13 protein-coding genes are annotated in these 18,752 nt (G+C 72.0%); 7 read left to right on the top strand and 6 right to left on the bottom strand.

Translation table 11 applies throughout. From position 1 onward, the window contains the following. The first annotated feature begins 170 nt into the window (after nucleotides 1-170). Nucleotides 171-1,823, top strand: a complete 1,653-nt coding sequence (locus ACZ4E1_RS01100; protein ID WP_467534628.1) for a type 2 periplasmic-binding domain-containing protein — start codon at nucleotides 171-173, stop codon at nucleotides 1,821-1,823. 87 nt (nucleotides 1,824-1,910) lie between these two features. Next, nucleotides 1,911-2,981: a LacI family DNA-binding transcriptional regulator gene (locus ACZ4E1_RS01095; protein ID WP_467534626.1), complete on the top strand. Its 1,071-nt coding sequence runs from the start codon at nucleotides 1,911-1,913 to the stop codon at nucleotides 2,979-2,981. 1 nt (nucleotide 2,982) lies between these two features. On the opposite strand, the gene ACZ4E1_RS01090 is transcribed toward ACZ4E1_RS01095, so the two are convergent. Next, nucleotides 2,983-4,449, bottom strand: a complete 1,467-nt coding sequence (locus ACZ4E1_RS01090; protein WP_467534623.1) for an APC family permease — start codon at nucleotides 4,447-4,449, stop codon at nucleotides 2,983-2,985. A gap of 70 nt (nucleotides 4,450-4,519) precedes the next feature. On the opposite strand from ACZ4E1_RS01090, the gene ACZ4E1_RS01085 reads away from it, so the two are divergent. Both ACZ4E1_RS01085 and ACZ4E1_RS01080 read left to right on the top strand, forming a co-directional pair. Next, a complete protein-coding gene (locus ACZ4E1_RS01085; protein WP_467534621.1) occupies nucleotides 4,520-5,005 on the top strand; it encodes a hypothetical protein in 486 nt (161 codons plus the stop codon). 168 nt (nucleotides 5,006-5,173) lie between these two features. Continuing rightward, the gene (locus ACZ4E1_RS01080) at nucleotides 5,174-6,844 is read left to right on the top strand and encodes a multicopper oxidase family protein (protein WP_467534619.1); all 1,671 of its coding nucleotides are present in this window, start codon (nucleotides 5,174-5,176) and stop codon (nucleotides 6,842-6,844) included. Between the two features lie 142 nt (nucleotides 6,845-6,986). Here the strand turns inward: ACZ4E1_RS01080 and ACZ4E1_RS01075 are convergent, their stop codons facing one another. The 4 genes from ACZ4E1_RS01075 to ACZ4E1_RS01060 all read right to left on the bottom strand — a co-directional run bounded on the left by ACZ4E1_RS01075 (nucleotide 6,987) and on the right by ACZ4E1_RS01060 (nucleotide 12,088). After that, entirely contained in the window at nucleotides 6,987-8,219 is a 1,233-nt protein-coding gene (locus ACZ4E1_RS01075) for an MFS transporter (protein ID WP_467534617.1), read from the bottom strand. A gap of 90 nt (nucleotides 8,220-8,309) precedes the next feature. Next, nucleotides 8,310-9,326: an endonuclease/exonuclease/phosphatase family protein gene (locus ACZ4E1_RS01070; RefSeq protein ID WP_467534615.1), complete on the bottom strand. Its 1,017-nt coding sequence runs from the start codon at nucleotides 9,324-9,326 to the stop codon at nucleotides 8,310-8,312. Between the two features lie 199 nt (nucleotides 9,327-9,525). Further along, the gene (locus ACZ4E1_RS01065; protein WP_467535388.1) at nucleotides 9,526-10,182 is read right to left on the bottom strand and encodes a TetR/AcrR family transcriptional regulator; all 657 of its coding nucleotides are present in this window, start codon (nucleotides 10,180-10,182) and stop codon (nucleotides 9,526-9,528) included. Between the two features lie 310 nt (nucleotides 10,183-10,492). After that, nucleotides 10,493-12,088: a DHA2 family efflux MFS transporter permease subunit gene (locus ACZ4E1_RS01060; RefSeq protein WP_467534613.1), complete on the bottom strand. Its 1,596-nt coding sequence runs from the start codon at nucleotides 12,086-12,088 to the stop codon at nucleotides 10,493-10,495. A gap of 183 nt (nucleotides 12,089-12,271) precedes the next feature. Between ACZ4E1_RS01060 and panB the strand changes: the two genes are divergently transcribed. The 3 genes from panB to ACZ4E1_RS01045 all read left to right on the top strand — a co-directional run bounded on the left by panB (nucleotide 12,272) and on the right by ACZ4E1_RS01045 (nucleotide 15,382). Beyond that, the gene (gene panB / locus ACZ4E1_RS01055; protein WP_467534612.1) at nucleotides 12,272-13,147 is read left to right on the top strand and encodes a 3-methyl-2-oxobutanoate hydroxymethyltransferase; all 876 of its coding nucleotides are present in this window, start codon (nucleotides 12,272-12,274) and stop codon (nucleotides 13,145-13,147) included. Nucleotides 13,148-13,538: 391 nt separating this feature from the next. Further along, nucleotides 13,539-14,561 (top strand): ATP-binding cassette domain-containing protein, encoded by a 1,023-nt coding sequence (locus ACZ4E1_RS01050; protein WP_467534610.1) that lies wholly within the window; start codon nucleotides 13,539-13,541, stop codon nucleotides 14,559-14,561. Continuing rightward, nucleotides 14,558-15,382, top strand: a complete 825-nt coding sequence (locus tag ACZ4E1_RS01045; RefSeq protein WP_467534609.1) for an ABC transporter permease — start codon at nucleotides 14,558-14,560, stop codon at nucleotides 15,380-15,382. Before ACZ4E1_RS01050 ends, ACZ4E1_RS01045 begins: the two co-directional genes overlap by 4 nt. A gap of 26 nt (nucleotides 15,383-15,408) precedes the next feature. On the opposite strand, the gene ACZ4E1_RS01040 is transcribed toward ACZ4E1_RS01045, so the two are convergent. Next, a complete protein-coding gene (locus tag ACZ4E1_RS01040; RefSeq protein WP_467535386.1) occupies nucleotides 15,409-18,693 on the bottom strand; it encodes a BTAD domain-containing putative transcriptional regulator in 3,285 nt (1,094 codons plus the stop codon). Between the last annotated feature and the right edge of the window lie 59 nt (nucleotides 18,694-18,752).

Below are 18,752 nucleotides of genomic sequence, written 5' to 3'. Positions count from 1 at the left end.
CCCATCCCCCACTTTTAAATACCCACGGGGGGGGCACCCCGCGCCAAAAAACCGTTGGCCTGCAAACCCCCCCCCCCCCCCCCCCACCCACAAAACCCCCCCCCCCCCCCCCCCCCCCCCCCCCCCGCACTTCTCTGTCTCGACCTCCTTGATCCGAAGGGTCCTTCACCATGTCCGCGAACCTCTCCCGCCGCACCCTGCTGCGCTCCATCGCGATCGGCGGCGCCGCGCTCGCCGCCCCCTCCGTGCTCACCGCCTGCTCCTCCGACGGCAGCGGCGGCGGTGGCTCCGTCTCCAACGCGGGCAAGAAGGCGGCGGCCTGGCCCACGTACACCCCGGCCAAGGGCGCGACCCCGGACCTCGCGCCGACCGCCGAGGGCGTGCAGGCCGGCTACACGAAGTACCCGGCCGAGCTGGTGAAGGCGATCGCCGAGAAGCCGGGCACCGGCAAGGAGAAGATCAAGGTCCTCACCATCACGTACGGCACCCCGCCGAAGCCGGCCGCGCAGAACAAGTACTGGGCGGCGGTCAACAAGGCGCTGGGCGTCGACGTCGAGTTCACGATCGTGCCGGACGCCGACTTCCGCGCGAAGATGGCGACCCTGTTCGCCGGGGACGACATCCCCGACATCATCAATATCGGCGGCGGCTATGTGCTCCCGCGCGAGGCCCAGTTCGTGAAGACGCGCTGCGCGGACCTCACCGAGTACCTGTCCGGCGACGCGATCAAGGACTACCCGAACCTCGCGGGCATCCCGACGTACGCCTGGGAGGGCATGGGCCGGATCTCGGGCCGGATCTTCGGCGTCCCGGTGGAGCGGCCCAAGCCGCAGGACACCCTGTTCTTCAACAACGGGGTCTTCACGAAGGCCGGTTACAAGCCCGGCATGTCCGCGGACGACTTCGCGGCCCTCGCCAAGGACGCGACGGGTGCCAAGAAGTGGGCGCTGGGCGCCTCCACTACCGCGTACTTCGGCTACAAGACGCACGCCAACTGGTTCGGCGCGCCCAACGAGTTCGCCCTCCAGGACGGCAAGATGGTGCACTGGGGCGCCACGGACGAGTTCAAGGCGATGCTGGAGTACCTCGCCAAGCTGCGCAAGAACGGCTCGTACTACCCGGAGGCCACCTCGGTCTCGCAGGTCGACCTCAAGACCCAGTTCTGGAACGGCTCGGTGCTGTCCATGACGGACGGGTTCCTCGCCTACCCGGCCGCCGCGCAGGGCATCAAGAACTCCTTCGACCTCGACGCGCTCGTCCCGTACACCGCGCCGGGCGCGACCCCCAAGTACCAGCAGAGCCGCGGCATCTTCGGCTACACGGTCATCAAGAAGGCGTCCAAGGACCGCATCAAGCTGATCCTGCGCGTCCTCGACTACCTGGCCGCCCCGTTCGGCTCCGAGGAGTACGAGCTCACCCACTTCGGCGTGGAGGGCACGCACTTCGAGCGCGACAAGGACAACAACCCGATCGCGAACGAGCTCGGCCTGGTCGAGTCGAAGACGAACGTCCCGTTCATGTACCTCTCCGACGCCCCGCAGGTGCTCTACGCTCCCGGCTTCGGGGACGTCGTGAAGCGGCTGCACGCCTGGCAGCAGAAGGTCGTCCCGATGATGCAGCCCAACGCCCGCTTCGGCCTGCAGTCCGACACGTACAACAAGCAGGGCGCGGCGCTGGAGCAGCTGATGAACGACAGCGTCACCGCCGTCGTCTCCGGCCGCAGGAAGGTCTCCGACTGGGACGCCCTGTACGGGAAGTGGGAGGCGCAGGGCGGCAAGAAGGTCATCGGCGAGTTCACCACGGAGTACGCCGCGGCCCACTGACCGGGCCGGCCGGACACAGGCACACGCGATGATGGTGCGGGGCGCGCGGGACAGCGCGCCCCGCACCGCTGGACCGAGGGAGTCAGAGTGGGCGAGCGCGGCGAGACCGAGGCGACGGGCCGGGTCACCATCCGCGACGTGGCGGCACGCGCGGGAGTGTCGGTGGCCACGGTGTCACGCGTTCTCGCGGGCAACTATCCGACGTCCGCGACGTCCCGGGCGAAGGTGCTGCGGGCGGCCAAGGACCTGGACTACGTGGCGAACGCGCACGCCCGCGCGCTGGCCGGCGCGGGCCGCAAGACGATCGCGGTGCTCCTGCTCGACGTCGTCAGCTCGTACTACGCGGCGGTCGCGCAGGGCGTCGAGAAGGAGGCGGCGCAGCACGACCGGCTCACCCTGGTCGCGTCGACGGGCGCCGATCCAGCCCGTGAGCTGGCGCTGGTGCAGATGATGCGCGAGCAGACGGCCGAGGCGGTCGTGCTGGTCGGCGGTGTGGTGGAGGACGCGGCGTACCGGGAACGGATGGCGCAGTACGCGCAGTCGCTGGCCGCGGCCGGTTCCCGGCTGGTGCTGTGCGGCCGTCCGGCGCCCGCGCCGGACGTACCGGCGGTCGTGGTGGAGTACGACAACGAGGCGGGCGCCCACGCCGTCACGAGCCATCTGCTGGGCGCGGGGCACCGGAAGATCGCGATGATCGGCTACCAGCCGGGCAACACGACGGGTGAGGACCGTGTGCGCGGCTATCTGCGCGCTCTGGCGGACCACGGCGTGCCGCGGTCCGAGGCGCTGCTGCACGGGGTCGGCTTCGGCCAGCACAACGGGGACCGGGCGATGCGCGACCTGCTCGACCGGTGCGACGGGAAGCCGGAGTTCACGGCGGTGGTCGCGGGCGACGACCGGGTGGCCCTGGCCGCGGTGAAGGTCCTGCACTCCTACGGGCTCCGGGTCCCCGAGGACATCTCGGTGGTGGGGTACAACGACGATCCGGTCGCCGCCGACATGACGCCGGGCCTGACGACGGTGCACATCCCGGGTGAGGAGCTGGGCCGCACGGCGGTCCGGCTCGCGCTCGGCGACACCGGCCGCTCGGGGCAGCGGCGCCAGCTCCTCGGCACGCACATCGTGATCCGGGACAGCGTGCGGCCCGTCACTCCGTAGGTCAGACGGCCGGGTCGACGGGCCCGGCCGGGTCGCGGTGGTCGGGGTGGATCCAGCTGGGCTTGCGGAACTTGAGGAAGGCCGCGGGCGCGGCGATGCCGAGCAGCAGCAGTCCGCCGCCGACGACCAGCAGGTAGCGCCACAGCGGCCCGGTGTCGTACTGGTCCGGGGGCACGAACCCGATGACGAGGGCGAGCACGGACGCGACGAAGCCGACGCCCGCGACGATCGTGACGGCGGGCACGACGAAGCCGCGCGGCACGTCGGGGCGGGTGCGGCGCAGCACGACGACGGCCACGAACATCAGCAGGTAGGCGACCAGGTAGATCTGGATCGTGATGACGGAGAACATCCAGTACTGGCTGGAGACGCTGTCGCTGAAGGCGTAGAGGACGCCGATGAGGGTGGTCAGGACGCCCTGGGCGACCATCACGTTCTGCGGCACGCCGTACTTGTTGAACTTCTGCAGGAAGGGCGGCAGGTAGCCCTCCTGGCGGGAGAGCAGGACGAGGCCCTTGGCCGGTCCGGACAGCCAGGTGAGCATGCCGCCGAGCGCCGCGCAGACCAGCATGACGCCGACGACCTTCGTCATCCAGCCCACGTGGAAGTGGTCGAAGAACGCCTGGAAGGCCTGCATCAGTCCGGCGGTGAGGCTGAGCTCCTTGGCCGGCATGACCCAGCTGATGGCCAGGGCCGGAAGGATGAAGATCAGCAGCACGAGCCCGGTGGCCAGGAAGATCGACCGGGGGTACTCGCCGCGCGGGTCGCGCAGGGACGACACGTGGACGCCGTTCATCTCCATGCCCGCGTAGGAGAGGAAGTTGTTGACGATGAGGACGAGGCTGGCCAGGCCCGTCCACGGGGGCAGCCAGTGGTCGGCGGTCATCGGGGCGGCGGACGGGTTGCCCTGGCCGAGGAAGACGATGCCGAGGGCGACGAGCACGACGCCGGGGATCAGGGTGCCCACGATGAGGCCGAACGAGGAGAGCCCGGCGACGGTCTTCGTGCCGCGCGAGCTGACCCAGACGCCGGTCCAGTAGATGACGACGATGACGATCGCCACGTACAGGCCGTTCTCGGCGAGGCTCGGGTGGATGACGTACGCGAACGTGGACGCCACGTAGGCGAGCAGGCTCGGGTAGTAGGCGATCGTCATGGCGAACTGGCACCAGACGGCGACGAAGCCGAGCGGTTTGCCGAGCGCTTCGCTGACCCAGCGGTAGATGCCGCCCGTCCAGCCGGAGGCCAGTTCGGCGCCCACGAGGGCGGTGGGGAGCAGGAAGACGATCGCCGGGAGCAGGTAGAGGAAGATCGCCGCGAGGCCGTAGATGGCCATGGTGGGCGAGGGGCGCAGGCTCGCCACGGAGGCCGTGGTCATGAGGCCGAGCGTCACCCAGGAGATGAACTGGCGGCGGGTCCCGTCGTCCCCGCCCTCCGCGGTTCGCTCCAGTTTGTCCGTTGTCGTCATGGGGTCATGATCAACGGCGCCGGGAGGGCTCGCATGTCGTCCGATACCGGGTGGGGGTAAGGTGCGGATCATGACGGGTACGACGACGAGGGGCCGCACCGGCCGCGGACGGCTGCTGCTGTTCGTGGCGCTGCTCTTCGGGATCGTCGGGATGCACACGCTGGGACACCCGTCCGGCCATTCGGGGTCGGGACACATGACGGCCTCGTCGGCTTCGGCCTCGACTTCGGCCTCGACTTCGGCTTCCGCATCCGGTTCCGCGTCCGCTTCGGGTCCCCGGATGCCGAGTCACTCCGACGGGTCCACCGCGGGCTCGCACGCCGTGTCCGCTCCGAGCGCCGGACAGCCGATGCCCGGCGACGGCGGCATGGATCCGCTGGGTGTGTGCCTGGCCGTGCTCGGTTCGGTGACGCTGCTGTTGCTGACGGCCCTGGTGCTGCGCCCGCTGACCGCGGGCCACGGGCTGCGGGGAGCGCGCGGTATGGCGTACGCCCAGCACCCGCACCCTCCCCCGCCGCGCACGCTCCTCGCGCATTTGTCGGTCCTGCGCATATAGGCCTCGCACCGGCTGCCTCGCGCTGCCCGGAATCCGATCGGCGCCCTGTCCCGCGGAAGGCGGAGACGGTGGGAACCCGATCGGGTCGAGCGGTGTATCAGAGGCAGCAGATGAGTTCGCCCACTGCACGCAGCACGTACGACACCGACATCGAGGTGCAACTCACCTATGCGCACGACACGTTCGCTCCCCCACTCTCTTCCGGCCTCCCTTCCCGCCTCCCTCACCAGCCGCCGCACCCTTCTCGGCGCCTCGCTCGCCGTGGCCGGCACCGGCCTGCTCACCGCCTGCTCCTCCGACGCCGGCACGGGCTCCGGGCACGGCGGTCACGGCGCGGGCGGCTCCGCGCCGCAGGGCTACGTCGACCCGGCGGGCCCCGAGGTCGAGGCGGCGGAGCGCAAGCGCGGCTCCGGGCCGGTCCGCTCCGTCCGCCTGACCGCCGCGGCGACCTCCCTCGCCCTGGGCGACAGGACCGTCAAGTCGTGGTCGTACGGGGGTGATCTGCCCGGCAAGGAGGTCCGCGTCACCGCCGGCGACACCCTCGCCCTGACCCTGGCGAACCATCTCCCCGAGGCGACGTCCCTGCACTGGCACGGCCTGGCGCTGCGCAACGACATGGACGGCGTCCCCGGCCTGACGCAGAAGGCGATCGCGCCGGGCGCCGATTTCACGTACCGCTTCACGGTCGCGCACCCCGGCACGTACTGGTTCCACCCCCACTCCGGCACCCAGCAGGACCGCGGGCTGTACGCGCCGCTGATCGTGGACGACCCCAAGGAGCCCCTGTCGTACGACAAGGAGTGGGTGATCGTCCTGGACGACTGGGTCGACGGCGTGGACGGCTCGACCCCGGACGCGGTGCTGAAGGAGCTGAGGTCCGGCATGGACCACGGGAGCGGCTCCGGCGGCTCGGGCAGCTCGGGCGGCGGCCACGCCGGGCACGACATGTCGGGGATGAGCGGCGCGGACGCGTCCCCGAGCCAGGGCACCGGCACCGGCACCGGTCCGTCCCGCATGATGATGGGCGCCACGAGCGATCTGCTCGGCGGGGACGCGGGCGACGTGGCCTATCCGCACCACCTGATCAACGGGCGGACGCCTGACGCCCCGTCGTCCTTCAAGGCCCGCCCCGGCGACCGCATCCGGCTCCGGATCATCAACGCGGGCGGGGACACGGCGTTCCGGGTCGCGCTCGGCGGGCACGAGATGACGGTGACGCACACGGACGGTTTCCCGGTGCGGCCCGCGAAGACGGAGGCGCTGCTGCTCGGCATGGGCGAGCGGTACGACGTGCTGGTCACCGCCGGCGACGGGGTCTTCCCGCTGACGGCACTGGCCGAGGGCAAGAAGCAGACGGCGCTCGCGGTCCTGCGCACGGGCTCAGGATCGGCCCCCTCCGCCGGGACGCGCCCCAAGGAGCTGACCGGAAAGCTCGTCACGGCGGACCGTCTGCGCCCGGCGGACTCGGTGGCCCTGCCGTCGGCCGAGCCGGACCGCACGGTCTCCCTCACCCTGACGGGCAGCATGGAGAAGTACGACTGGGCCTTCGACAACACGCCGTACACGGGGGACCAGCGCCACCCGGTCAGCGCGGGTGAGCGGGTCCGCCTGGTGTTCCGCAACCATACGAAGATGTGGCACCCGGTCCATCTCCACGGCCACACCTTCGCCCTGACCGGCCAGGCGTCCGGCGCCCGCAAGGACACGGCGATCGTCCGCCCGGGCGAGACGGTGACGGCCGACTTCGCGGCGGACAACCCCGGCCTGTGGATGCTCCACTGCCACAACATCTACCACTCGGAGGCGGGCATGATGACGGTCCTGGCCTACCGCAAGTAGCCCCCTGCGCGAAGTCCGGCGATCGTCGCCCCTGAACGCCACCCGAAGGGCGTGCGTTCAGGGGCGCGGGGAACTGCGCGAGAAGCCCCACCGGGCGGCAGAAAGCAATGGCCCGCGACCGGCACCGGCACCGGCACCGGCCTCACCGCTCGGCAGGAGCGGCGTCCTCCAGAACCTGTCCGGCGACCACCCGCCCGCCAGAACCGGCGACCACCCCACCGGAGACGACCCGGCGTCGATCGACCAGCAGCGCCACCCCGGCGACCCCGAGCCCGAGAACGGCGAGAACGGCCCCGGCCGGCGCCGGCGACGTGACGCCCAGGCCCGCGCTGAGGGCGAGCCCGCCGATGAACGCACCGCCCGCGTTGGCGAGGTTGAACGCGGCCTGGTTGGCCGAGGAGGCGAGTGAGGGCGCGGCGGCGGCCTTCTCCATCACCATGAGCTGCAGAGGAGACCCCGTGACGAACGCCGCCGTCCCGAGGAGCAGCACCGCGAGGGCCGCGCTCCACTGCGCCCGCATCAGCACGGGGAACAGGGCGAGCACGACCACGAGAGAGGCCAGCCCGCCGAAGAGCGTGCCGCGCAGATGGTGGTCGGCGAGCCGTCCGCCGAGCAGGTTCCCGACGGTCGCCCCGACACCGAACAGGGCGAGCAGCAGCGTCACGCTCCCCGCGGCGTAGCCGGCGGCGTCCGTGAGCATGGGCGTGATGTAGCTGTACGCGGCGAACAGCGCGCCGAAGCCGGCGACGGTCGTGCCGAGCGCGAGCCACACGGGCAGCGACTTGAGGGCCCGCAGCTCACCGCGTACGCCGACGAGTTCCCCGTGCCCGTGGTCCGCGGGCACGAGCAGGGCGAGGGCGGCGATGGCGACGAGTCCGATGGCGCTGACGGCGAGGAACGTGGCGCGCCAGCCGAGGTGTTGACCCATGGCGGTGGCGACGGGGACGCCGATGACGTTGGCGACGGTGAGGCCGAGGAACATCAGCGAGACGGAGCGGGCCTTGCGCTCGGGTGCCACGAGCGAGGTGGCGACGACGGCGCCGACGCCGAAGAAGGCGCCGTGCGGGAGGCCGCTGACGAAGCGGGCGAGGAGGAGGGAGTGTTCGCCGGGGGCGGCGGCCGAGACGGCGTTGCCGACGACGAAGAGGACCATGAGCCCGATGAGGACGCGGCGCCGCGGCATGCGTGCGGTGAGCGCGGCGAGCAGCGGGGCGCCGATGACGACGCCGAGGGCGTACGCGGAGACGAGGTGTCCGGCGGAGGGGATGGATATGCCGAGGTCGGCCGCCACGTCGGGCAGCAGTCCCATCATCACGAACTCGGTCGTGCCGATGCCGAAGGCGCCCACGGCGAGCGCGAGCAGGGCGAGGGGCATGAAGGATCTTCCGGGGAGGGGCGGGCGGTGAGCAGAACTATTAAGTTTACGCCCTGAACAAATATTCCCTCACCGCGTCCGCTCCCCCCGTCAGAGCTTGACGCGGGCCGCGATCGGCAGGTGGTCGCTCCCGGTGGCGGGCAGGGACCAGGAGGAGACCGGCTCGATGTCCCTGACCATGATCTGGTCGATGCGGGCCATCGGGAACGAGGCGGGCCAGCTGAAGCCGAAGCCGCTGCCCGCGGCGCCCTGGGTGGAGCGCATCTGGGAGGTGACGGCGTTCAGGGCGCGGTCGTTCATCGTGCCGTTGAGGTCGCCGAGGAGCACGACCTTGCCGAGCTGCTCGTGGGCGATGGCGGCGCCGAGCGCGTCGGCGCTCTCGTCGCGCTGGCTGGCGGTGAACCCGGAGTGGAGCTTGACCCGTACCGAGGGCATGTGGGCGACGTAGACGGCGATGTCGCCGCGCGGGGTGGTGACGGTGGAGCGCATGGCGCGGGTCCAGCCGAGCTTGATGTCGACGGGCCGGGTGGCGCTGAGCGGGTACTTGCTCCACAGGCCGACGGTGCCCTGGACCGAGTGGAAGGGGTAGGTCGCCGCGAGGGCCTTCTCGTAGACGGGGACGTCCTCGGCGGTCAGTTCCTCGAGGGCGAGGACCTGGGCGCCGGAGGCGGCGACGTCGCGAGCGGTGCGGGTGGGGTCGGGGTTGTCGGCGTTCACGTTGTGGGTGGCGACGGTCAGGTCGCCGCCGGCGGACTGCTTGTCGGACAGCAGGAGGCCGCCGAAGAGGTTGAACCAGGCGATGACCGGGACGAGGACCGCGATCACGGCGGTCGCGGAGCGGCGCACGAGCCCGAGGACGAGCAGCACCGGCACGAAGAGGCCGAACCAGGGCAGGAAGGTCTCGGTCAACGAGCCGAGGTTGCCGATGGTGTTGGGGATCTGCGCGTGCAGCAGCATGACGAGGCCGAGCAGCACCGCGAGCACGGCGAGCACGATGCCGCGCCGCCAGTAGCCGCGGTCCTCGCGCAGCCGGACTCCCAGGCGTCGGAGCCGGGATCCGGTGCGCTCGGATTCCTGGGCGTCTGAGCTGTAGTACGCCTGCGCCATGCCGTCGTCGCCTCACTGCCTGCTGTGCCCGCCGTCCCCGCCCGAAGCACCCTAGGCGATGACGACGGCTCGCTGTTCCGTCACACCCCCGTGGGACGGGGGTGATGTGTCGTCCGTACTGCGACGAGGACGAACGGGGCGGGGCGCCGGGTTCCGGGTCGGGCCGGTGCCGGGGGTCTCTGTGACGAAACCCGCACAATCACCCGAGGGGCGGGACCTGCGGCTTTTCGGGCCGGACGCCTTCTGTTCCCGGGGCGTTGAGGAGGCCGGCGAGGACGGTGTCGACGACGCGGGCGGCGAGGTCGTCGGCGAGCGGAGCGTCGGGCCGCATGACGGTGCGCAGCAGCATGGGGCCGCTGAGGAGGTCCCCGGCGAGCTCGATGTCGGTGCCTTCGGGGAGTTCGCCCTCGGCGACGGCGCGGCGCAGCACGCCGTGCATGGCGCGGCGGCGGGGTTCGACGACGACCTCGTGGTACGCGTCCCAGAGCTTGGGCAGGGTCTTCATCTGGGCGAACACGTTGTGGAGCAGGGCCGAGGTGCGCAGGTTGAGGCCGCGCCTGCGCATGTGTTCCAGGAGGCGGACGAGGTCGTCGCGCATGGAGGCGCCCGGGAGTTCGGGGTCCGGTCCCTCGATGGAGGCGACGACGTCGACGAAGAGTTCCTCCTTGCCGCTCCAGCGCCGGTAGATGGTGGCCTTGCCGACGCCTGCGGTGCGGGCGATGCGCTCGATGGACAGCTCGGCGAGCGGGACGCCCTCTTCCAGGAGCTTCACGACGCCTTCCACGATGGCGAGTTCGGCGGCCTCGCTGCGGGGGCGCCCCCGCGCGGGCGCGGGGCAGTCGGCGGCCCCGCGCAGCCGATAGCGCTGATACGACCGCGCAACCGCCCCGACCCCACCCAACTCCGAACCACCGGGGAGTTCCTCCCCCGGGCCCGTAGCGAGGCTGGCCGCCGAGTCCACCGCCGGGCCGTCCGCCAGGGCCGGTGCCGGGGTCGGTCGTGCGCCGGTCGACACGCCGCCGGTGCCCGATTCCGTGCCCGTAGTCGTGCCCGTGTCCGTGCCCGTCTCCACGTGTCGCCTCCGCTTCCGCCGCACCCCGGAACCCGGTCGTCCGGATGGGGTCCGGGGTGATTCTCTCAGCGTCGTCAGCCCCCGTGTGCGGTGATCAGTGCCGCGCGCCCACCTTCTCCGGCGCGCCGCTCTGCCCCTCCGGTGTCGCGGGGGGCCGGCCGGGCAGGAAGAGGCCGGTGACGATCGCGCTGACCAGGGCGACCCCGGCGCCCCACAGCGCGGTGACGTGCATGGCGTGCAGGAACGCGTCGTTGGCCGGGCCGATCAGGGCCTCGCCGCGCGGGCCGAGCTTCTCGGCGACCCCGAGCGTGGCCTCGATGGAGCCGCCCGCGGCGTCACGCAGACCCGGCGGGAGCAGGCCCAGCTTGTCCTCGATGCCGCCGCGGTACGCGGTGGAGAGCACGGAGCCGAGGACGGCGATGCCGAGCGCGCCGCCGACCTGGCGGAACGTGTTGCTCAGCGCGGACGCCGAGCCGGCCTTCTCGCGCGGCAGGGCCTGCATGATGACGACGCTGGTCGGCGTCATGACGTGCGCCATGCCCGTACCCATCAGGAAGAACATGACTTCCAGGATCCAGATGGGGGTGTCGGCGTCGAGGATCGTGAACGCGGCGAGCATGGCGGCGAGCAGCACCAGGCCGCCCGTCGTGGTGGCCCGCACCCCGAACCGGTCGACGACGAGCCGGGCGCGCGGCGCGAAGATCAGCTGGGCGACGGCGAGCGGCAGCATCAGCGCGCCGGTCTGCAGCGGCGAGTATCCGCGCACGCTCTGCGTGTAGAAGACGGAGAAGAACGTGACGCCCATGAGGGCGAAGAAGACCAGGGCGATCGCGGCGATGGCCGCCGAGAACACCTTGTTCTTGAAGTAGTCGATGTCGATCGACGGGTGGTCGCTGCGCTTCTCGTACAGCACGAAGCCGACCAGTACGACGAGGCCGGCGGCGATCGTGGCCAGGACCTGCGGGCTGGTGAAGTCGCCCTCGTCGCCGCCCTTGATGATCCCGTAGACGAGGAGGACGAGGCCGACGATGGAGAGCGCGACGCCGACGAGGTCGATCCGGCCGGGCTTCGGGTCCTTGGAGTCGGGCACGAGCGCGAGCATCAGGACGACGGCGAGGATGACGATCGGCACGTTGACCAGGAAGACGGAGCCCCACCAGAAGTGGTCGAGCAGCAGGCCGCCGGTGATCGGGCCGATGGCGATGGCGAGGCCGACGCCGCCCGCCCAGATGCCGATGGCCTTGGGCTGCTCCTCGCGCTCGAACACGTTCATGAGCACGGCGAGGGTGGCGGGCATGACGAACGCGGCGCCGAGGCCCATGAGCGCGCGGAACGCGATGAGCTGGACCGGGGAACCGGACTCGGCGGCGAGCGCGGAGCCGATGCCGAAGACGACGAGGCCGCCGATGAGGACCTTCTTGCGGCCGATGCGGTCGCCGAGCAGGCCGGCGGTGAACAGCAGGCCGGCGAAGACGAGGGTGTAGGCGTTGATGGCCCACTCGAGCTCGCTCTGCGTGGCGCCGAGGCCCGTCGGGGCGGGGGTCGAGATCGTCTTGATGGCGACGTTCAGGATGGAGTTGTCGAGGACGACGATCAGCAGGCTCAGCATGAGCACGCCGAGGATGGCCCAGCGACGGCGGTGCACCGCCTCGGGTATCCGAGGGGCCGCGGGAGCGACGGGAGTGGTCATGCGTAAGAGCCTAGTCCTATTTCGATACGGCACCGTTCCGTATTGGAAGTCCGGGAGACTTCCCTTACCGAGGCTTTACCGGGCTCGTGTGCTCTGGCGCGGGGGCTGCACGCGGTGCCACCATGGGAGGTGATCCGGGGACGCCGTCAGGGCGCCTCGAGACGAATTGAAGGAGCCGTTGCGATGACGCAACCCGTTCAGGCTGCCCAGACGCAGCCCGCCGACAGCAGCAGTCCCAAGGCGCTGTACGGGGGCAAGGGCACCCGGCGCATCACCGTGCGCGACATCACGCTCGCCAAGGAGCGGGGCGAGAAGTGGCCCATGCTCACCGCCTACGACGCCATGACGGCGTCGGTGTTCGACGAGGCCGGCATCCCCGTGATGCTGGTCGGCGACTCCGCCGGCAACTGTCACCTCGGCTACGAGACCACGGTCCCGGTCACCCTGGACCAGCTCACCATGCTCTCCGCGGCCGTCGTGCGCGGCACGTCCCGCGCGCTGATCGTCGGCGACCTGCCCTTCGGGTCGTACCAGGAGGGGCCGACGCAGGCCCTGCGCTCCGCGATGCAGCTCGTGAAGGAGGCGGGCGTCGGCGCGGTCAAGCTGGAGGGCGGCGAGCGCTCGCACGCCCAGATCAAGCTGCTGGTCGAGGCCGGCATCCCGGTCATGGCGCACATCGGCCTGACCCCGCAGTCGGTCAACACGCAGGGTTACCGGGTCCAGGGGCGCGGCGAGGAGGCGGCGCAGCAGCTGCTGCGCGACGCGAAGTCGGTCCAGGACGCGGGCGCCTTCGCGGTCGTCCTCGAACTGGTCCCGGCGGAGCTCGCCGCGGAGGTCACGCGGATGCTCCACATCCCCACGGTCGGCATCGGCGCGGGCCCCGAGACGGACGCGCAGGTCCTCGTCTGGACGGACGCGCTCGGGCTCACCGGGGGCAAGATGCCGCGCTTCGTCAAGCAGTACGCGGATCTGCGTACGGTCATGTCCGACGCGGCGAAGGCGTTTGCGGAGGACGTGGTCGGCGGAACGTTCCCTCAGGAGGAGCACTCCGTCCACTGAGGCGGGGCCCCTCCTGAACACATCTGAGCCATAGCGGCACCATCGCAGCCCGTCGATCTTCCCCCGTCGACGGGCTGCGTCGCGCTCCGCTGGGTTGAGCCGCACTGTGTACCCGGGGTTTCCCATGGTGGCTGAGGTCCGGTCCCGGGTGCGGCCCGGTGGGGCTTCTCGCGCAGTTCCCCGCGCCCCTGAGGGCACACTTCGTGCGCCCCAGGGGTCAGCCGGACTGATCGCGCCCCGCGACGGAGTCGCTGAACGGGTACAGCCCCGCGCCCCTGAAGGCGCACTCCGTGCGCCCCAGGGGGCTGCTTGTCGGTGGGGTGTCGGTGGAGCGGGTGGGGTGTCGGTGGGATGTCGGTCGGGTGTCGGTGGGGTGCGTCAGGTTGGGGGCATGACGCGAATCGATGTGAACCCCGAAGGCGGCCGAGGAGTCGCCGTGGCCGTGCGGGGGCTGGTCAAGCACTACGGCGAGACCAAGGCCCTGGACGGTGTCGACCTGGACGTGCACGAGGGCACCGTGATGGGTGTGCTCGGGCCGAACGGCGCCGGCAAGACCACCCTCGTACGCTGCCTGTCCACCCTGATCACGCCCGACGCCGGCACCGCGGTCGTCGCCGGTTACGACACCGTGCGCCAGCCCCGGCAGCTGCGCCGGGTGATCGGTCTCACCGGCCAGTACGCCTCGGTCGACGAGAAGCTCTCCGGGCGGGAGAACCTCTACCTGATCGGCCGGCTGCTCGACCTGTCCCGCAAGGACGCGAAGGCACGGGCCGACGCGCTGCTGGAGCGGTTCTCGCTGACCGACGCGGCGGCGCGGCCCGCCCGGACGTACTCCGGCGGCATGCGGCGCCGGCTCGACCTGGCCGCCTCGATGATCGGCCGGCCGCACGTCCTCTACCTCGACGAGCCGACGACCGGGCTCGACCCCCGGACCCGTAACGAGGTGTGGGACGAGGTCAAGAGCATGGTGCGGGACGGCGTGACCGTGCTGCTCACCACCCAGTACATGGAGGAGGCCGAGCAGCTGGCCTCCGAGCTGACCGTCATCGACCGCGGCCGCGTCATCGCGAACGGCGGCATCGACGCGCTCAAGGCGAAGGTCGGCGGCCGCACGCTGCGGATCCGCCCCGCGGACCCGCTGGAGCTGCGCCCGCTGGCGAACACCCTGGACGACCTCGGGATCACCGGTCTCGCCACGACCACCGTCGACACCGAGGCCGGCGCCCTGCTCGTCCCGATCCTGAGCGACGAGCAGCTGACCGCCGTCGTCGGCGCGGTCACCGCGCGCGGCATCACGATCGGTTCGATCACCACCGAACTGCCCAGCCTGGACGAGGTGTTCCTGTCCATCACCGGCCAGAAGGCGACCGTCCCCCAGGACGCCAGGCCCGAGCTCGAGGAGGTCGCCGTATGAGTACCGCCACCACCACCCCCACCATCACCGTCGCGGCCGACCCCCGGATCGGGCTGCGCGGCCACCTGCGCCACACCGGCGCCCTGGTCCGCCGCAATCTGCTGTGGATCAAGCAGGACCCCGAGTCGATGATGGACGCGGTCCTGATGCCCGTCATCTTCACGCTGCTGTTCGTGTACGTCTTCGGCGGCTCGATCGGCCAGTCCCTCGGCGGCGGCCAGCAGCAGTACGTGCAGTACGTGATCCCCGGCATGGTCGCGATGATGAGCATGAACATCGCGCAGGGCGTCGGCACCGGCTTCAACGAGGACTTCCACAAGGGGATCATGGACCGTTTCCGGTCCCTGCCCATCGGCCGGGGCTCGGTCCTGATCGCGAAGATCTCCGTCGAGCTGCTGCGCCTGCTCGTCGCCACGACCGTGCTGATGGTCGTCGCGGTCCTGGTCGGGTTCGACATCACGAACTGGGGCGGTCTGTTCGCCGCGCTCGGCCTGTCCGCCCTGTTCGGCTCCGCCATCATGTGGATCTTCCTGGTCCTCGGCGTGACCATGAAGAACGCCCAGTCCGTGCAGGCGATGGGCTTCCTGGTGATGATGCCGCTCCAGTTCGGCTCGTCGATCTTCGCGCCGACCACGTCGATGCCGGGCTGGCTGGAGAGCTTCACGAAGTACAACCCGATGTCCGGGCTCGCGGACGCCGCCCGCGGTCTCATGGTGGGCGGCCCGGTCGCCCACGGCCTGTGGGTGACGCTCGCCTGGTCCGCCGGCCTGACGGTCGTCATGGCTCCGGTCGCGATCCGGAAGTTCACCAAGAAGGCCTGATACCGGGTGAGTTCACCCGGCGCGCGTCAGAAGAGGGCGGCGGCCTCCTCCACGGAGAGACCGCCGCCCTCGGCGTGCTCCCGCTCGTAGGCCGCGTCGTCGAGCCCGGCGCGTACGGCCGCCTCCGCGTCGGCCCGCCACTTGCGCTCCATCCCGTTCGGGATGTGCCCCTCCGGCAGCGAGGCGTCCGCCGCGCCGATCAGCCGGGCCGCACGGCACGTGTCGCCGTCCTGCCCGCGCAGGGTGAGCGCGCGGGCCGCGGTGAGCAGCTGCATCGCCATCAGGTGCGGCATGATGATCACGGCCAGCGGGTCGGCGGCGAGCTCCACGGCCCGCGACACGTTCGCCAGCGCCGACTCGGCGCACCCCTCGGTGACGTCGATCATCGCTTCCATGCCGGTCAGCATGGAGTGGAAGAAGTTGACCTCCTGCCCGGCGAACTCCACGCGCAGCAGCTCCAGTTGCTCCCGCGCCTCGGCGATCCGGCCGGTCGCGGCGAGACGGCCGACCAGGATCATCCGGGCCACGGGCCGGGCCTCGTTCGCCGGCCGCCGCGCGGAGTCGAGCGCCTGCCACAGCATCCGCTCCCCCTCCTCCGCCTCCCCCAGCTCGATCAGCACCTGTCCCAGCCGCACCTGGAGGATCGTCGACTGGGCGTGCGCGCCCATGTCCTCGGCGACCTCGCGGGCCCGCCGGAAGTCGGCGGCGGCCTGCGCGAACCGGCCGAGCTTCTCGTGCGCCTCGCCGCGCGCCGACAGCGCCTCGGCGACGCCCCACTCGTCGCCGAGCCGGGTGAACAGCTCGATCGACTCGTCGGCGTCCGCGATCCCGGTGGCGGCCCAGGAGGCCCGGTTGGCGTGCAGGTTGGCGCGCAGTTGCAGGACGAGGGCGAGCTCCCACTCGTAGCCGAGTTCCCGGCAGGTCGCGACGGTGATGTCGGTGAGCCGGTGCAGCCGTTCCAGGTCGCCGGTCATGACGACGGCGAAGTACCAGATGTTGCCGGGCGGGCGGCAGGCCTGCGGCAGGTCGGCCCGGTAGGTGTCGACGATGATCCGCAGCCGGGCCTGACCGGCCTCGGAGCGCCACTCGTCCATCTCCATGTCCATGGTCGAGAAGCGGCACAGGTGGAGCTGGCGGCGGGCCTCGTCGAGGAGGTCGCCGGTGAACGGGGGCGGGGCGTCGGTGCAGCGCTCCAGGATCGGCGGCGCGGGCCGGGCGGGCCCGGCGAACGGGTCGGGGCCGAGAGCGGCGACCTCCCGCGTCCAGGTGCGGCCTTCGGTGCGCAGGTCCCGCATCTGCCAGAACCAGGCGAGCGACAGGACGAGGCTGAGCCCCTCCTGCTCGTCCCGCGCCGCGACGGCGTGCCGCAGAGCGGTGCGCAGGTTCTCGTAGTCGCGCTCGATCCGGGCGACGGCGGCGCGCTGGTGGCGTCCGCGCAGCAACGGGTCGGTGGTGCGGGCGAGTTCGCGGTAGTACGTGAGGTGGGCGCGCTCGGCGCTCTCCCGGTCGGCGGCCTCGTCGAGGCGGTCGCCCGCGTACTCGGCGACGGTCTCCAGGAGCCGGTAGCGCATGCCGCCGTCGTCGGGGGCGGCGACCACGAGGGACTTGTCGACGAGCGAGCCGAGCGCCTCCAGCACGTCAGGGGTGTCCGCGCCGGCGCACACGGCCTCGGCGGCGGCCAGGTCGCAGCCTCCGCTGAACACGGACAGGCGGGCCAGGACGGTGCGTTCGGGCGCGTCGAGCAGGTCCCAGGACCAGTCGACGACGGCGCGCAGGGTCTGCTGGCGGGGCAGCGCGGTGCGCGCGCCGGAGGTGAGCAGCCGGAAACGGTCGTCGAGCCGGTCGGCGATCTGGCGCGGGGTGAGCATCCGCAGCCGGGCGGCGGCGAGTTCGATGGCGAGCGGGAGTCCGTCGAGGCGGCGGCAGATCTCGCCGACGGCCTCCGGGGCCTCGTCGACGGTGAACCCGGGGCGCACGGCGGCGCCGCGCTCGCCGAACAGGCGCAGCGCGTACGGCTCCGGGAGCGGCTCGACCGGCCGGAGGGACTCGCCGGGGACGCCGAGGGGTTCGCGGCTGGTGGCGAGGACGGTGACGCCGGGGCAGTGGGCGAGCAGCTGCTCGGTGAGGGCGGCGGCCGCGTCGATCACGTGCTCGCAGTTGTCGAGGACGATCAGCATGCGACGGTCGGCGCAGTGCTCGACGAGGCGGACGAGCGGGTCGTCGCCGTGCCGCTCGCTCGCGACGCGCAACTCCTCGGCGCCGGCGCCGCGCAGCACGGTCTCGCGGGCGCCGAGCGCGCTGACGACGGCCTCCGGCACGGCCGCGGGGTCGCCGACGGGGGCGAGCTCGGCCAGCCACACCCCGTCCGGGGCGGCGTCGCCGCCGGCCAGGCCGTCGGCGGCCTCCTGCGACAGCCGGGTCTTTCCGGCGCCGCCGGGGCCGAGGAGCGTGACGAGGCGGGCGCGGCCCAGTTCGGCGCGGATCGCCTCGATGTCGTGCTCGCGGCCCACGAAGGAGGTGAGCCGGGCGCGCAGGTTGCCGCGCACGCCGGCCGCCTGCCGTACGGGCTGCTCGACGGGGCCGGGGTCGAGCAACTCGGCGTGCAGGGCGCGCAGTTCGGGCCCCGGGTCGGCGCCGAGCCGGTCGGCGAGCCCTCGGCGTACGTCCTCGTAGGCGGCCAGGGCCTGGGCGGCGCGGCCGGTGTCGCGCAGGGCGCGCAGGCGCAGCGCCTGGAGCGGTTCGTCGAGAGGGTGCGCCTCGCACAGGGCGGTCAGCTCGGGCAGCGCGGACTCGGCCCGGCCGAGCGCGAGCAGGGCGGTGAGGCGGGCGCGGCGGGCGTCGAGGCGGCGGGTGTCCCAGCGGGCGGCCTCGGCGGTGCGGTCGGGGAGATCGGCGAGGGCGGGGCCGCGCCACAGGGCGAGTGCGTCGTCGAGGGCGTCGGCGGCCTTGGCGGGGTCGTCGTCGGCGAGGGCGCGCAGGCCGTCGGCGGTGAGCCGCTCGAAGCGGAACAGGTCGATGTCGTCGGTGGTCGCCGCGAGCCGGTAGCCGCCGCTGTCCGCCGAGGCGACCGCGTCGGCGCCGAGGGTGCGGCGCAGCCGTCCGACGAGGGCCTGCAGTGCGCCGGGGGCGTCGGCGGGTGGTTCGGCGCCCCACACCTCGTCGACGAGGAGGGCGGCGGGGACGGTGCGGCCGGGGCGCAGGGCGAGGGTGGTCAGGAGCGCGCGGAGTCTGGCTCCGCCGACCGGGACGGGGGTGCCGTCGTCGCGGAGCGCCTCCGTCGGGCCTAGCAGGCGATAGCGCACGGGGCCTATTGTCGCCGGTCCTGGGTGTGGGGTCAGCGCGGGGTTGTCGGGGTGCGGGTTCGTCGTGG

It is taken from the genome of Streptomyces sp. NPDC025806 (genome assembly GCF_055558275.1).
The sequence above is the reverse complement of the archived record's forward strand: the minus strand, read 5'-3'. Positions and strand labels throughout refer to the sequence as shown.

Excerpts from the sequence above, each read along its gene's own strand:
- ACZ4E1_RS01060 (WP_467534613.1), bottom strand. The coding sequence starts at position 12,088 with ATGACCACTCCCGTCGCTCCCGCGGCCCCTCGGATACCCGAGGCGGTG.
- ACZ4E1_RS01050 (WP_467534610.1), top strand. The coding sequence starts at position 13,539 with ATGACGCGAATCGATGTGAACCCCGAAGGCGGCCGAGGAGTCGCCGTG.
- ACZ4E1_RS01080 (WP_467534619.1), top strand. The coding sequence starts at position 5,174 with ATGCGCACGACACGTTCGCTCCCCCACTCTCTTCCGGCCTCCCTTCCC.
- panB (WP_467534612.1), top strand. The coding sequence starts at position 12,272 with ATGACGCAACCCGTTCAGGCTGCCCAGACGCAGCCCGCCGACAGCAGC.
- ACZ4E1_RS01075 (WP_467534617.1), bottom strand. The coding sequence starts at position 8,219 with ATGCCCCTCGCCCTGCTCGCGCTCGCCGTGGGCGCCTTCGGCATCGGC.
- ACZ4E1_RS01090 (WP_467534623.1), bottom strand. The coding sequence starts at position 4,449 with ATGACGACAACGGACAAACTGGAGCGAACCGCGGAGGGCGGGGACGAC.
- ACZ4E1_RS01100 (WP_467534628.1), top strand. The coding sequence starts at position 171 with ATGTCCGCGAACCTCTCCCGCCGCACCCTGCTGCGCTCCATCGCGATC.
- ACZ4E1_RS01045 (WP_467534609.1), top strand. The coding sequence starts at position 14,558 with ATGAGTACCGCCACCACCACCCCCACCATCACCGTCGCGGCCGACCCC.
- ACZ4E1_RS01085 (WP_467534621.1), top strand. The coding sequence starts at position 4,520 with ATGACGGGTACGACGACGAGGGGCCGCACCGGCCGCGGACGGCTGCTG.
- ACZ4E1_RS01070 (WP_467534615.1), bottom strand. The coding sequence starts at position 9,326 with ATGGCGCAGGCGTACTACAGCTCAGACGCCCAGGAATCCGAGCGCACC.